13 protein-coding genes are annotated in these 13,297 nt (G+C 71.9%); 8 read left to right on the top strand and 5 right to left on the bottom strand.

The genetic code is table 11. The features are described from left to right. Nucleotides 1–1,413, top strand: coding sequence for a sugar transferase (locus AC57BS_RS10855; protein ID WP_496411455.1), 1,413 nt, complete (start codon nt 1–3; stop codon nt 1,411–1,413). A 29-nt stretch (nt 1,414–1,442) separates the two neighbouring features. Here the strand turns inward: AC57BS_RS10855 and AC57BS_RS10850 are convergent, their stop codons facing one another. Then, a complete protein-coding gene (locus tag AC57BS_RS10850) occupies nt 1,443–2,957 on the bottom strand; it encodes a tyrosine-protein kinase domain-containing protein (protein ID WP_496411454.1) in 1,515 nt (504 codons plus the stop codon). Nucleotides 2,958–3,029: 72 nt separating this feature from the next. Here AC57BS_RS10850 and AC57BS_RS10845 point away from each other — a divergent pair, with 72 nt between their 5' ends. Together AC57BS_RS10845 and AC57BS_RS10840 are read left to right on the top strand one after the other, a co-directional pair. After that, nucleotides 3,030–3,911 carry a nucleotidyltransferase family protein gene (locus AC57BS_RS10845; RefSeq protein ID WP_496411453.1) on the top strand — a complete coding sequence of 294 codons (882 nt, stop codon included), beginning with the start codon at nt 3,030–3,032 and terminating at the stop codon, nt 3,909–3,911. After that, nucleotides 3,908–4,192 carry a PqqD family protein gene (locus AC57BS_RS10840; RefSeq protein WP_496411452.1) on the top strand — a complete coding sequence of 95 codons (285 nt, stop codon included), beginning with the start codon at nt 3,908–3,910 and terminating at the stop codon, nt 4,190–4,192. Before AC57BS_RS10845 ends, AC57BS_RS10840 begins: the two co-directional genes overlap by 4 nt. Here AC57BS_RS10840 and AC57BS_RS10835 read toward each other — a convergent pair. Further along, the gene (locus AC57BS_RS10835) at nt 4,167–4,577 is read right to left on the bottom strand and encodes a VanZ family protein (RefSeq protein ID WP_496411451.1); all 411 of its coding nucleotides are present in this window, start codon (nt 4,575–4,577) and stop codon (nt 4,167–4,169) included. The two genes, AC57BS_RS10840 and AC57BS_RS10835, sit on opposite strands and share 26 nt — an antisense overlap. 24 nt (nt 4,578–4,601) lie before the next feature. On the opposite strand from AC57BS_RS10835, the gene AC57BS_RS10830 reads away from it, so the two are divergent. The 4 genes from AC57BS_RS10830 to AC57BS_RS10815 all read left to right on the top strand — a co-directional run bounded on the left by AC57BS_RS10830 (nt 4,602) and on the right by AC57BS_RS10815 (nt 9,611). Beyond that, the gene (locus AC57BS_RS10830) at nt 4,602–5,660 is read left to right on the top strand and encodes a hypothetical protein (RefSeq protein ID WP_496411450.1); all 1,059 of its coding nucleotides are present in this window, start codon (nt 4,602–4,604) and stop codon (nt 5,658–5,660) included. A gap of 25 nt (nt 5,661–5,685) precedes the next feature. Further along, the gene (locus AC57BS_RS10825) at nt 5,686–6,846 is read left to right on the top strand and encodes an acyl-CoA dehydrogenase family protein (protein ID WP_496411449.1); all 1,161 of its coding nucleotides are present in this window, start codon (nt 5,686–5,688) and stop codon (nt 6,844–6,846) included. Between the two features lie 233 nt (nt 6,847–7,079). Next, nucleotides 7,080–7,607: a type 1 glutamine amidotransferase domain-containing protein gene (locus tag AC57BS_RS10820; protein ID WP_496411448.1), complete on the top strand. Its 528-nt coding sequence runs from the start codon at nt 7,080–7,082 to the stop codon at nt 7,605–7,607. 90 nt (nt 7,608–7,697) lie between these two features. Beyond that, the gene (locus AC57BS_RS10815) at nt 7,698–9,611 is read left to right on the top strand and encodes a pectate lyase-like domain-containing protein (protein ID WP_496411447.1); all 1,914 of its coding nucleotides are present in this window, start codon (nt 7,698–7,700) and stop codon (nt 9,609–9,611) included. 7 nt (nt 9,612–9,618) lie between these two features. Here AC57BS_RS10815 and AC57BS_RS10810 read toward each other — a convergent pair whose 3' ends face one another. Next, nucleotides 9,619–10,296, bottom strand: coding sequence for a dihydrofolate reductase family protein (locus AC57BS_RS10810; RefSeq protein WP_496411446.1), 678 nt, complete (start codon nt 10,294–10,296; stop codon nt 9,619–9,621). A 31-nt stretch (nt 10,297–10,327) separates the two neighbouring features. On the opposite strand from AC57BS_RS10810, the gene AC57BS_RS10805 reads away from it, so the two are divergent. Then, nucleotides 10,328–11,230, top strand: a complete 903-nt coding sequence (locus AC57BS_RS10805) for a dihydropteroate synthase (protein ID WP_496411445.1) — start codon at nt 10,328–10,330, stop codon at nt 11,228–11,230. A gap of 48 nt (nt 11,231–11,278) precedes the next feature. Here the strand turns inward: AC57BS_RS10805 and AC57BS_RS10800 are convergent, their stop codons facing one another. Continuing rightward, on the bottom strand, nt 11,279–12,151 hold the full coding sequence (locus tag AC57BS_RS10800) for a hypothetical protein (protein WP_496411444.1): 873 nt from the start codon (nt 12,149–12,151) through the stop codon (nt 11,279–11,281). A gap of 131 nt (nt 12,152–12,282) precedes the next feature. Then, nucleotides 12,283–13,296: a UDP-glucose 4-epimerase GalE gene (gene galE / locus AC57BS_RS10795; protein WP_496411443.1), complete on the bottom strand. Its 1,014-nt coding sequence runs from the start codon at nt 13,294–13,296 to the stop codon at nt 12,283–12,285. Between the last annotated feature and the right edge of the window lies 1 nt (nt 13,297).

The following is a 13,297-nucleotide window of genomic DNA, read 5'->3' as shown; positions in this document are numbered from 1 at the left end:
GTGCGTCCCGATGGCTCCCGGCTGCTCCCGTGGCTGCTCGGCGGCGTCGACCTCGTCATGATCGCGCTGGCGACCGTCCTCGCCATCCGCTTCCGGATGACCCTGCCGATCTTCGCCACTGCCGGTGACATCCTCGAGAACACCGCGCTCGCCAGCGTCTTCTTCCTCGGCACGTGGCTGGTCATGCTCGTCTACTTCGGCGCCTACGAGATGCACGTGATCGGCGCCGGCACCGAGGAGTTCAAGCTGGTCGTCAACGCGTCGGTCTTCACCGCCGCGCTCGTCGCGACCATGGCCTACCTCATGCAGTACCCGCTCTCACGCGGCTTCTTCGTCCTCTACTTCCCCCTCGGCGTGATGACGCTCCTGCTCGGGCGGCTGCTCAGCCGACGGATCATCCAGCGGCTCAGGAGTGCCGGGCACTTCAACTCCAAGGTGCTGCTCGTCGGCAGCCCGGGCTACATCGGCGAGATCCACACCGTGCTGGCGCGGGAGTCGTGGCTCGGCTACGACGTGATGGGCTGCCTGGTCCCGAGCGACTACGCCGGACTGGAGGTCACCTCGGCCGGCGTCCCGGTCCTCGGGCTCAGCGAGGACGTCCGGGCCGTCGTCGACGAGGTCTCCCCCGACATCGTCTTCTTCACCGCCGGGGCAGTGAGCTCCTCCACCCAGCTGCGCCGCCTCGCCTGGGACCTCGAGGACCACGCGCACGTCCAGATCATCGTCGCGCCCAACGTCACCGACGTCTCGAGCGAGCGCGTCCGGATCCGCCCGGTCGCCGGACTGCCGCTGATGCACCTGGGGCGATCGCGCTCGCAGCTGGCGACCAACGACGCCAAGCGCGCCTTCGACCTCTTCGGGTCGCTGGCGGTCCTGGCCGTCGTCTGGCCGGTCCTGCTCGCCCTCATGCTCTGGATCAGGCTCCACGACGGTGGCCCCGCACTGTTCCGGCAGACCCGCGTCGGCCGCCAGGGCACCGAGTTCACCTGCCTCAAGCTGCGGTCGATGTCGATCGACGCCGAGGACCGGCTGCCCGAGCTCGAGGCGCGCGACCACGTCCTCTTCAAGAGCACCCAGGACCCCCGCGTCACCCGGCCCGGCCGGTTCATCCGGCGCTTCTCCCTCGACGAGCTGCCCCAGCTGTGGAACGTGGTGCGCGGCGAGATGAGCCTGGTTGGTCCCCGCCCTCCGCTGCCCACCGAGGTCGAGCAGTACGAGGACGACATGCTGCGCCGCCTCAACGTGATGCCCGGCATGACCGGCCTCTGGCAGGTCTCCGGGCGCTCCGACCTGTCGTGGGAGGACACCGTCCGCCTCGACCTCTACTACGTCGACAACTGGTCGATGGTGCAGGACCTGCTGATCCTGGCGCGCACGGTCACCGCCGTGCTGGCCAGCCGCGGGGCGTACTGACGGCCGGCACCGGGCGGGTCAGGGCCGGGTCAGGACCTGCTGGCCTTCTCCGACTCGGCCGCCGCCGCAGCCTGCTCGGCGTCGGCCGCCTGGTCGGTCTTGTCGGTCTGGTCGGTCTTGTCGGCCTTCTTGCGCCAGCCCTTGCCGGCCGTGGAGTCGGCCTCCTGCGACCCGTACTCCGCCTCGTATCCCCCGTAGCCGCCGTAGCCGCCGCCGTAGGCGATGGCCGCGGCGCCCTTGACCGGGGCCTTGTTGAGCACGACGCCGAGGAGGCGGCTGCCGACCTGGTCGAGGATGCGGCGGCAGTGCTGGCTCTGCTCGATCTGGGTCTTGCCGGCCGCCTGGACGAGCAGCGCACCGTCGCAGAACGCCGACAGCAGGCCCGCGTCGGTGACCGGGAGCAGGGGCGGCGCGTCGAGGATGACGAAGTAGTCGTGGGAGAGCTCGTCGATGAACTGCTTCATCCGCAGCGATCCGAGCAGCTCGCTCGGGTTGGGCGGGATGCGTCCGGCGGGGAGCAGGCTGAGGTTGGCCATGCCCGAGTCGACGATCACGTCGCGGACGTCCACGTCGCCGGCCAGCGCCTGGGTGAGGCCGACCGCGCCGTCGATCTCGAAGGTCGTGGCGAGCATCGGCCGGCGCAGGTCGGCGTCGATCAGCAGCACCGGGGTGCCGGCCTGCGCGACCAGGCGCGCGATGTTGGCCGAGACCGTCGACTTGCCCTCGCCGGCGAGCGCGGAGGTCACCACGATGCGGCGCGGCTCGTTGTCGACATCGACGAAGCGCAGGTTGGTTCGCAGCTGCCGGAAGGCCTCCGCCGCGCGCCCCAGGTCGCCGCGGACCCCCCGGTGCGTACGGCCGAGCGAGTCCTCCTTGGGGATGATCCCCAGCACCGCGGCGCCCGTGGCCTCCTCGACGTGCTTGGCCGAGCGGATGCGGCGGTCGAGCAACCGGCGTCCGATCAGCACCGCGTAGGCCAGGACGAGACCACCGATCGCCCCCTTCAGCGCGGCAGCGGGGTAGTCCGGGCTGAACGGCGACGAGGGCAGCTGCGCCGGCTCGACCGGGACGATGCGTGTCAGCGGCGCCTCGCGCGGGCTCTCCTCACCGGTCTCGACCTCCTGGGCATAGACCACGACGGCGTCGACGACGGCGCTGGCCAGGTCGCGCGCCTCCTCCGGCGTGCTGCCGATCGCGGTCACGGTCAGGGCGTTCACGCTGGCGTCGACCGACGCCGAGAAGCGACCCGCGATGGCGGACGGCGGCACGTCGAGGCCGAGGTCCTCCACGACCTTCTCGGCCACCGGGGTCGTGGAGACCAGGAAGGCGTAGAGCACCGCCTTGTCCTCGGCGAGCTGGGCGTTGCCCTGCTCCTCACCGGCGCTCCTCGCGTTGCCGACGGTCACCAGGCCCGAGGAGGTCGCGGAGTAGAGCACGGGCTCGCGGGTGGTCCAGGCGGCCATCAGCACCGCACCGAGGACCGTGCAGCCGACCAGCACCCACACATAGGCGCGGCTCAGCCGGACGAAGTCCCCGAACGTCATGCTCGCGAGTGTAGGACGTCGAAGCGGTCCATCTACCCGGAAGCGAGACACTCGGGCTGGCACCATGAGCGCATGGACGAGCACCGGGAGGCCCGGGCGGCCCCGATCGCCGCGCGCGTCCACCTCGCCCATGCCGTCGTGCAGAAGCTCGCCGACGACCGCGACGTCGACCTGCTCCACCTCAAGGGTCCGGCGGTCCTCCCGGGCCTGCGGGCGGAGGGCCGTCAGTCCAGCGACGTCGACGTCCTGGTCCGCCCGAGCCACCTCGCCCGCCTGGTCGAGGCGCTGGAGTCCGTCGGCTTCGAGCAGCGCACCGACTTCTCGACCGGGTCGGTGTTCGCGCACGCCGCCAACTGGTGGCACGACGACTGGGGGTGGGTCGACGTCCACACCAGCTGGCCGGGCGTCACCGTCGACGCCGAGCAGGCGTACGACGTCCTCGCGCGCACCCTCGTGCATCGCGAGATCGCCCACCGTTCGTGCCCGGTGCCCGACCGCACCTCCCAGCGGCTGATCCTGGTCCTCCACTCCGCTCGGTCCGGCGGGACGACCGACGTCGACCACGCCTGGGCCGGTGCCGAGCCGGAGGAGCGGGACGCCGTACGCCGCCTGGCCGCCGAGCTGGGGGCAGAGGTCGCCCTCGCCGCCGGCATCGGGGAGCTCGAGCTCCACCGCGGCGACCCGTCGTACCTGCTGTGGCGCTACTTCAGCGAGGGCGGGACCCGTCTCGACGAGTGGCGTGCGCGGCTCGCGGCCGCGCCGACCGTACGCGCGAAGGCGGCGCTGGTGACCGCCGCGACGCGGGTCAACCGCGACCACCTGCGGATGGAGCTCGGTCGTACGCCCACCCGCGACGAGGTGCGCGAGCGCCAGCGCCTGCGCGTCCGGCGGGCGGTCGCCGAGGTGTCGAGCAGGGCCACCGGGAGTGCCATGAGGCGGTGGCGGCGGTCGTGACGCGCTACCGGATCGCCGACGACGTCGCGTGGGTGAGCGAGGAGGAGCTCGACGGCGGGGAGACGCCGACGGCCTACCTCACCCGGCTCCCGAAGGGACCGCCGATCCTGCTCGAGGGCTCGGGGTGCGTGGTGTGGCTCGCGCTCGCCGACGGCGGCACCCTCGACGAGGTCGTCGCCGCGGCCGCCGCCTTGTCGGGCAGCGACACCGAGGAGATCCGCGAGGACGTGGAGACGCTGGTCGACCAGCTCGTGATCATCGGCGTCGCGCGAGAAGACTGACCGCCAGCGCGCCGACCGCCGCACCCAGGGTGTTGGCCGCGACGTCGCTCCACGTGCCCTGCCGGTCGAGCCACAGCCACTGCACCGCCTCGATCGCGAGGGACCCGGCCGCGGCGACCGCCGTCGCGAGCCACCACGGTCGCCGTGCCAGCAGCACGAACAACGCCCCGAGCGGGACGAAGAGCAGCACGTTGAGCAGCACGCCGTAGTGCTCCGGGGTGACCCAGTCGGGCGCGATCGGCCAGTCGTCCCTGAACCAGACGTAGCAGGCGACCGTGAAGCGGTTGAGGGCCCAGCCCCAGGGCCCGCCGACCAGGACCGCGAGCGCCACGACGTAGCCGAGCGCGAGGCCGACCAGCACCCGTCGTTCGCCCCTCCAGCCCACGTCGTCCACCCTAGAGTGGGCGGCGTGAGCTCCCAGGGAACACCGCCCGAGGTGGTGGTGGACGCCCTGGGAGTGCCCATCGGCATCCCCGTCTCGGGTGCCGCCGCCGCGCGCCTGCGCCGGCAGTGGAGCCGCGCGCTCACCGACCGCCCGGCCGCCACGGTCGTGGACCTCGAGCAGGTCGGCACCGAGGACGACGTCGCCCACGACTACGCCGTCACCACGCGGGTCACCCTCGCCGCCCTCGACGCCACGGCCGGCCTCCGCATCAACCTGCACGCCGGTGCGGTGGCCGACGACGAGGGCCGGACGCTCGTCGTCATCGGCCCGTCCGGGTCGGGCAAGACGACCGCCGTGCACCAGCTCGCGCGTCGCCTCGGCTACCTCTCCGACGAGACCACCTCGGTCGACGAGGCCCTCGCCGTCCACCCCCACCCCAAGCCGCTCTCGGTCATCACCGACCGCGACGCCCCTCTCGTCAAGCACTCGCTCTCGCCCGACGACCTCCACCTGCTGCGGCCACCCCCGTCGGCCCATCTGCACCGCATCGTCCTGCTGCACCGCGGCGACACCGACCTCGGCCTCGTCCCGCTCGCCCCGGCCCGCGCCATCGCCGAGATCGTGGCGCAGACCTCCTCGCTGGTCAGGCTCGAGCACCCGGTCCGCCGCCTCGCCGACACGATCGACGCGTGCGGCGGCGTGTGGGCACTGCACTACCGCGAGCTTGCGGACCACCTCGACGACCTCGTCGACCTCCTCGACGTCGAGGGCCGGCCGCCGCCGCCGCGCCTGCACCACCCCGGCTCGGCCGACGCGGGGCGCCCGCCCGGCGCCTGGACCCGTACGCCGTGGCGCGACGCGGTCGAGTACGACGACGAGCTGGTGCTGATGGTCGACTCCCGGGTCCACGTGCTCGCCGGGCTCGGCGTCGTCCTCTGGCTCGCCCTCGAGGCCCCCCTCACCACCGACGAGCTCGTCGCCGAGGTGCAGGAGCTGTGGGGCGCCCACCCCGACGCCGCCACGCTGGTCGGCGACGCCCTCGAGCTGATGGCGGCCGAGGGGCTGCTCCGACCTCCTGCCTGAGTCCACCGCCGGGTAGGTTTCGATCATGACCGCCCGCCGCCAGCTGCCCACAGACGAGGCCCGCGACCTGCTCGCCCTGACGCGCGAGATCGCGACCAAGGAGCTCGCCCCCAGGTCGGCGGAGGCGGAGGCCACCGAGACCTTCCCGCGCGAGGTCTTCACGATGCTCGGCCAGGCCGGGCTGCTGTCCCTGCCCTACCCCGAGGAGCACGGCGGTGGGGACCAGCCCTACGAGGTCTACCTCCAGGTGCTCGAGGAGATCAGCGCCGTCTGGTCGTCGGTCGGCGTCGGCGTGTCGGTGCACGCCCTGTCGTGCTTCGGCCTCGCCGAGTTCGGCACCGACGAGCAGCGCGCCAGGTGGTTGCCCGACATGCTCGGCGGCGACCTGCTCGGCGCCTACTGCCTCTCCGAGCCGCACGCCGGGTCCGACCCCGCCGCGATGCGTACGACCGCGCGCCGCGACGGCGACTCCTACGTCCTCAACGGCGCGAAGGCCTGGACCACCCACGGCGGCCACGCCGACTTCTACAAGGTGATGGCCCGCACGTCGGACGAGCGCAACGGCATCTCCTGCTTCCTCGTGCCTGCCGACTCCGAGGGCCTGTCCGCCGACCCGCCCGAGCGCAAGATGGGCCTCACCGGCTCCGCCACCGCGACCATGCGCTTCGACAACGTCCGCGTCGACGCCTCCCGCCTCCTCGGCGCGGAGGGCGAGGGCCTCAGGATCGCGCTCGCCGGCCTCGACTCGGGCCGCCTGGGCATCGCCGCCGTCGCCGTCGGGCTCGCCCAGGGCGCCCTCGACGCGGCCGTGGCGTACGCCCGCGAGCGGGAGACCTTCGGCACGCGGATCATCGACCACCAGGGCCTGGCCTTCGTGCTCGCCGACATGGAGGCCGCCATCGTCTCCGCGCGCGCCACGATGCTCCACGCCGCGCGGCTCAAGGACGCCGGCCTCCCGTTCTCCCGCGAGGCCTCGATCGCCAAGCTTGTCGCCACCGACAACGCCATGAAGGTCACCACTGACGCGGTCCAGGTCCTCGGCGGCTACGGCTACACCCGCGACTTCCCCGTCGAGCGCTACATGCGCGAGGCCAAGGTGATGCAGATCTTCGAGGGGACCAACCAGATCCAGCGGATGGTCATCTCCCGCTCGCTCGCCAAGGACGACGCGGGCGCGATCGGCTGACCGCTGGGGGCGCAGGGGGGTCCTCGGCTGGAATCCCCGGATATCCGGTGACCGCCTTGCTTAGAGGTAGAGATCTCTACCTCTAAGCACGCAACTCGGGTGCAAACCCCCCACCCCCCGTACGCCGCCATGTGCTGACCGACCCCCCACCCCCACCCCGTACGCCGCCCGCCCGCCGGCGCTCACCCCTCCGTGGGTTGTCCGGCCCCCACGGGCGAGCGAGCGTGGTGGGCATGTCCAAGCGCATCGCATTCCTGACCGCATCCGAGGGCGTCGAGGAGGTCGAGCTCACGAAGCCGTGGCAGGCCGCCGTCGACGCCGGCCACACCGCCGAGCTCCTGTCGCTCGACGAGGGCGAGGTCCAGCTCTTCAACCACCTCGACAAGTCCTCCACCCAGCGCGTCGACCGGCGCGTGTCCGACGCCGCCATCGGCGACTACGACGCACTGGTCCTCCCGGGCGGCGTCGCCAACCCCGACGCGCTCCGCATGGACGAGGATGCCGTGGCCTTCATCCGTGACTTCGTCGACTCCGGCAAGCCCGTGGCCGCCATCTGCCACGCGGCGTGGACCCTCGTCGAGGCCGACCGCGTGCGCGGCAAGCGGGTCGCCAGCTGGCCGAGCCTGCAGACCGACATCCGCAACGGCGGCGGCGAGTGGGTCGACGAGGAGGTCGTGACCGACGGCAACCTCATCACCAGTCGCAACCCCGACGACATCCCGGCCTTCTCGAAGGCTCTGCTCGGGGCGCTCGACGGCTGAGTCGTCTCAGGGAGGGCCTCCGGGTGTGGCGGTGGTCACAACCTTGGTGCATGCTGAGTGGAAGCGCTCTCACACCCGGAAGGTCCCCCCATGCAACCTGCCCCTCCGCACCCCCGCCGACCCCGACGTACGCGCCTGCGCGCCGTCCTCACCGCCCTCGCCCTGACGGTGGTCGGGCTCACCGCCCCGGCCGTCGCGCCGAGCACGGCCGCCCCCGCGGCGGCCCCGGCCGCTACGCCGGACCTCGGCTCGCGCGTGATCGTGTTCGACGACTCGATGCCGGTCGCCCAGATCCGCAAGCGCACCGACGCGATCTGGCGCCAGCAGGTCGACGCCGAGATGTCGGAGGAGCGGTGGAGCCTGCTGTTCCTGCCCGGCTCCTACGGCACGGCCGACGAGCCGCTGCACATCAAGGTCGGCTACTACACCGAGGTCGCCGGCCTCGGTGCCTCGCCGTCCGACACCGTGATCAACGGCAAGGTCGAGGTCTACAACCGCTGCCTCACCGACGCCCCGAGGCAGCCCTACTGCGTGGCCCTCAACAACTTCTGGCGCTCGCTGTCCAACCTCACGATCGACATCAACGGCACCGGCCAGGACGGCTGCCGCGCCTCCGCCAACTTCTGGGCGACCTCGCAGGCGTCCTCGCTGCGCCGCGTCGACGTCCGCGGCGGCAACCTGTCGCTGATGGACTACTGCACCGAGGGCCCGCAGTACGCCAGCGGCGGCTACCTCGCCGACTCCCGCGCCGGCGTGGTGATCAACGGCTCGCAGCAGCAGTGGCTGACGCGCAACAGCGAGGTCGGCACGTGGACCAACGGCGTGTGGAACCAGGTCTTCGCCGGCACGATCGGCGCGCCCTCGGAGGCGAACTTCCCGGCCGAGCCCTACACCACGCTCGACCGCACGCCGCTCAGTCGCGAGAAGCCCTACCTCCACGTGGATGACGACGGCGCCTGGCAGGTCCGGGTGCCGGACGCCCGCACCGACTCGCGCGGGATCAGCTGGTCCGACGGCGCCACCGCCGGCCGCGACCTGGCCCTCTCGTCCTTCCACGTCGCCAACCCCCAGCAGCCCGCCCACGTGCTGGCCCGCGCCCTCGAGCGCGGCAAGAACCTGCTGCTCACCCCCGGCGTGTACGACGTCGACCGCAGCCTCGTCGTCAGCCGCGACGACGCCGTCGTGCTGGGCATGGGCCAGGCCACGCTGACCGCGGTCGGCGGCGCCACCCCGCTCGTCGTACGGAACGGGGTCGAGGGTGTCGTGCTCGCGGGCGTGACCGTCGACGCCGGCACCGAGCTCTCGGACAACCTCGTGCACATCGGGCAGGGCGGCGAGCCGGCCGACCCCGACCCGTCGCGCACCACCCCCAGCACCACCCTCAACGACGTCTACATCCGCGTCGGCGGCCCGCACATCGGCAAGGCCGACGTGTCGCTGCGCATCGACGCCGACGACGTGCTCATCGACCACGCGTGGGTGTGGCGCGCCGACCACGGCATCGAGGGCTTCACCGCGGGCGTCGCCGGTGACACCGACCGGTGGAACACCAACACCGGCCGCGTCGGCCTGATCGTCGATGGCGACCGCGTCAGCGCCACGGGCCTGTTCGTCGAGCACTACCAGGAGTTCAACACCATCTGGAACGGCGAGGACGGCCACGTCGTGCTCTACCAGAACGAGCTCCCCTACGACCCGCCCACGCAGGCAGACTGGACCCGACCGGACGGCACGCTCGGCTGGGCCGGCTTCAAGGTAGGCGCCGACGTGCAGCGTCACCAGCTCTTCGGCGGCGGGGTCTACGTCTACAACCGCAACGACCCCTCCATCACCACCGAGAGCGGGTTCGAGGTGCCCGACCGTGCAGGCGTACGCCTACACCACGTCCTGACGGTCAACCTCGAGGCAGGCAGCATCGAGCACGTCGTCAACGACACCGGGGCGCGCGTCGACAGCAACGCACCGGGCATCCCGAGCTACGTGGTGGACTACCCGGCTCCCTGAGTCGGGCTCACTCCACCAGCCAGCGCCCCAGCAGCGTCCCGTCCTGCTCCAGCAGCAGGGCGGGACGCAGCGCGACCTCGACCTCCGCGCCGGTGGCGATGCGTACGGCGTCGCCACCGGTCAGGGCCGGCACGACCGTCCAGCACAGCTCGTCGACGACCCCCGCCGCCAGCAGGTCGGCGAACAGCGACGGCCCGCCCTCGCACAGCTGCTCGGTCCACCCGCGCTCGACCAGCGCGGCCTTGAGGGCGACGAGGTCGATCTCGTCCTCGCCGAGCTCCAGCACGTTCTCCTCACCCAGGGCCTCGCGGGCGGCGGCCAGCCCGTCGGAGCTCGCCACGGTCGCCATCAGGACCCGCCCGCGGGGGGCGTCGCGCAGCGTCGGCGGGATGTCCGCGGACCGGCTGACCACGACGAGCGGGATCGGCGGCACGTCGTAGCCCTCGTCGCGCAGCGTGCCGGCGCCCACCACCAGGCAGTGCGCCCGCCGTCGCAGCGCGTCGAACACCCGCTTGTCGGCGTCGTTGTTGATGCTCTTGCTCAACCCGTCGGAGCCCTGCGCCGCGCCGTCGACGGTGCTGACGAAGTTGACCCGCAGCCACGGCTCGCGCTCCGGCGTGTAGGCCGCCGCCAGCTCGTCGTCGGACAGGTCGGCCAGCCGGCGCAGCTCGAGAGGTTCGCTCACGGACTTCATCCTGCCTTCTACGCTGGCGAGCGTGATCACCCTTGCGGACCTCGCCGCCCTCCACCAGGCACACGCGGACGACCTGGCGGCTGCGGTGGAGCCGGTCGTCCTCGACGGCCCGCGCGGACCGGTCACCATCGGCGACGGACCGGTGACCCTGATGGGCTGCATCAACCTCTCGCGCGACTCGACCTACCGCGAGAGCGTCGCGACCAGCCCCGCCGACGCCGTACGCATGGGGCGGATCCAGGCCGCCCAGGGTGCCGCGCTCATCGACCTCGGCGCGGAGTCGAGCAACGCCCGCGCAGCCCGCGTCACCGTCGACGACCAGATCGTGACGCTGGTGCCCGCGGTGAAGGAGCTGGCCGCGGAGGCGGTGGTGTCCGTCGAGACGTACGAGCCCGAGGTCGTGCGCGCCTGCCTCGACGCCGGGGCGCGGGTCCTCAACATGACGGGCCGCCAGCACGAGGAGGAGATGCTCGCCCTCGCCGCCGAGTACGACGCAGCCGTGGTGATGTGCTTCGGCGTGACGTCCAACGTGCGCGAGATCGCTGACGTCCCGCCCGACGCCGACCCGATGCCGGTCCTGCTCGACCACTTCGCGCCCCGCCTGGCCCACGCCCGCTCGCTCGGGGTGGACAAGGTCGTCATCGACCCCGGGATGGGGTTCTTCTACGGCAACCTCGTCGACCCGATGACCCGGGCGCAGCACCAGGCCCGCGTCCTCACGCAGACCTTCCGGCTGCGGCCGCTCGGGGTCCCTGTGTGCAACGTGCTGCCGCACACCTACGACATCTTCGGCGACGAGTTCCGCAAGGCCGAGGGGTTCTACGGAGTGTTCGCCGCGCTCGGCGGCGCCCACCTGCTCCGGATCCACGAGGTCGCCCACCTGCGGGTCGTGCTGCGCGGCCTCGAGGAGCTCACGATCCGCTGACGCCGACACCATGCAGGCAGTTCGGGTCGCTGACCACCCTCTCCACGCTCAGGCAGCCAAGCCGTGGCGCCCAACTGCCTGCATGGTGCGCCAACGGACCACGTCCTCGATGGCGGCACGGACGTCATCCGGCCGGAACATGACGTCGGCCCACGAGAACCTCACCACGACCAGCCCCAACCGGGCCGCCGTCGTGTAGCGGTCGACGTCACGCTGGAGCCCGGCCTTCGTCCAGTGGTGCTCGAACGACTCGGCCTCCAGCACGATCCCGAGCACCCGGTCGAGGAGGTCGACGAAGCCGACGCCGGGGACGTGACCCTGCGGGACGACGTTCAGCCCGGCCACGGTCATCGCGATCACGTGGAGGCAGGTCTCGAAGGGATTCGCTCTCAGCGGCGTCGCCGCGTGGGCGACCCGCAGCGCCTTGGCGCGACCTGTACGCGGGCTGCGGGCAGCCGCGATGACGAGGTCGTCCCGGTCGACGATCCCCTCGCGGAGGGCCGAGTCCGCCACGCAGAGGGCGACGTCGAAGTCGTAGGCGCGGGCGCAGTCGATGACCGTGCGTGTGCGCGAGGTGACGTTGCGTCGGAGCTCGCGCTCGCTGAGGTCGGCCCAGTGCAGCTCGTAGGAGCCGCTCGGCTTGCGAGCCTTGCGCGGCATCGTGATGCACGGCCTGAGTGGGTCGTGCTTCAGCTTCCACCCGAACTCCTGTGCAGCGCTGAGGTGGGACGCGGTCCCTCCGGTCCGCGCCACCGCGCGCATCGTCCCCTCGAGGTCTGCCAGGCAGTACCGGTTGTGCCGCGGCTTGTGGATCACCCCGCTGTCGATCGCGGCCAGCAGCTGTGACCGGGTGGTCAGGCCGAGCAGCTCCCGGAAGGTGCCCACGCCGCCGAGCTCGCGGAGGGCGACAACCGGGTCCATTCCCCGAGGTTGCCACCAGTCACGCAGCGCTCGCTCGCTCCATCCACAGGCACCGTGCAGGCAGTTCGCGGCGTGCACGCAGTTGGGCACGCTCAGCCGAGCGCCTCAGCAGCCGAACTGCCTGCATGGTGTCAGCCGGCGTACCCCTGCGGGTTCTGCGACTGCCAGCGCCAGGTGTCGGCGGCCATCTCGTCGACCGACCTCTGGGTGCTCCAGCCGAGCTCGCGGTTGGCCTTGCTCGGGTCGGCGTACGACGAGTCGACGTCGCCGGGGCGGCGGGCGACGATCTCGTAGGGGAGCTCGCGGCCGACGGCGCGCTCGAAGGCGTGCAGCAGCTCGAGGACGCTGGTGCCGTGGCCGGAGCCGAGGTTCCACACGTTGACGGCCTCGGACGTCGTGGTCAGTGCCTCGAGGGCCGCGACGTGACCGGCGGCGAGGTCCTCGACGTGGATGTAGTCGCGCACGCCGGTGCCGTCAGGGGTGTCGTAGTCGTCGCCGAAGACCTGGAGCTTGTCGCGCTTGCCCACCGCGACCTGCGCGATGAACGGCATCAGGTTGTTGGGGGTGCCCGAGGGGTCCTCACCGATCGTGCCGGACTCGTGGGCGCCGACGGGGTTGAAGTAGCGCAGCAGCGCGAAGCGCATCCGCGGGGCGGCCTCGGCGACGTCGCGCAGGATCTGCTCCTGCATGACCTTGGTCCAGCCGTAGGGGTTGGTCGCGAAGGTCGGCTGGTCCTCCGTGGCACCGGCCTGGTCGGTGCCGTAGACCGTGGCACTGGAGGAGAAGACGAGCTTGTCGACGTTGTTCTTCTGCATCGCGCGCACCAGCGAGAACGTCGAGCCGAGGTTGTTCTCGTAGTAGTCCAGCGGCTTGGCGACGCTCTCCCCCACCGCCTTGAAACCGGCGAAGTGGATGACCGCGTCGAAGTCCTCGGCGGCGAAGAGGTGCTCGGTCTTGTCGTAGTCGCAGATGTCGAAGGAGTGCAGCGCCAGCGGCGTCCCGGTCAGCGACTCCATCCGCCCGAGCACGGTCGGGTGGGCGTTGCTGAAGTTGTCGACGATGACCACGTCATGGCCGGCGGCGACGAGCTGGATGACGGTGTGCGAGCCGATGTAGCCGGCGCCGCCGCTGACGAGGATCTTCATG

This window comes from Nocardioides sp. BGA-UO-ETr-FS32 (assembly GCF_059567905.1).
The sequence above is the reverse complement of the archived record's forward strand: the minus strand, read 5'-3'. Positions and strand labels throughout refer to the sequence as shown.

Coding starts and splice junctions, on each gene's coding strand:
- AC57BS_RS10800 (WP_496411444.1), bottom strand. CDS start 12,151: ATGGACCCGGTTGTCGCCCTCCGCGAGCTCGGCGGCGTGGGCACCTTC.
- AC57BS_RS10825 (WP_496411449.1), top strand. CDS start 5,686: ATGACCGCCCGCCGCCAGCTGCCCACAGACGAGGCCCGCGACCTGCTC.
- AC57BS_RS10850 (WP_496411454.1), bottom strand. CDS start 2,957: ATGACGTTCGGGGACTTCGTCCGGCTGAGCCGCGCCTATGTGTGGGTG.
- galE (WP_496411443.1), bottom strand. CDS start 13,296: ATGAAGATCCTCGTCAGCGGCGGCGCCGGCTACATCGGCTCGCACACC.
- AC57BS_RS10845 (WP_496411453.1), top strand. CDS start 3,030: ATGGACGAGCACCGGGAGGCCCGGGCGGCCCCGATCGCCGCGCGCGTC.
- AC57BS_RS10820 (WP_496411448.1), top strand. CDS start 7,080: ATGTCCAAGCGCATCGCATTCCTGACCGCATCCGAGGGCGTCGAGGAG.
- AC57BS_RS10815 (WP_496411447.1), top strand. CDS start 7,698: ATGCAACCTGCCCCTCCGCACCCCCGCCGACCCCGACGTACGCGCCTG.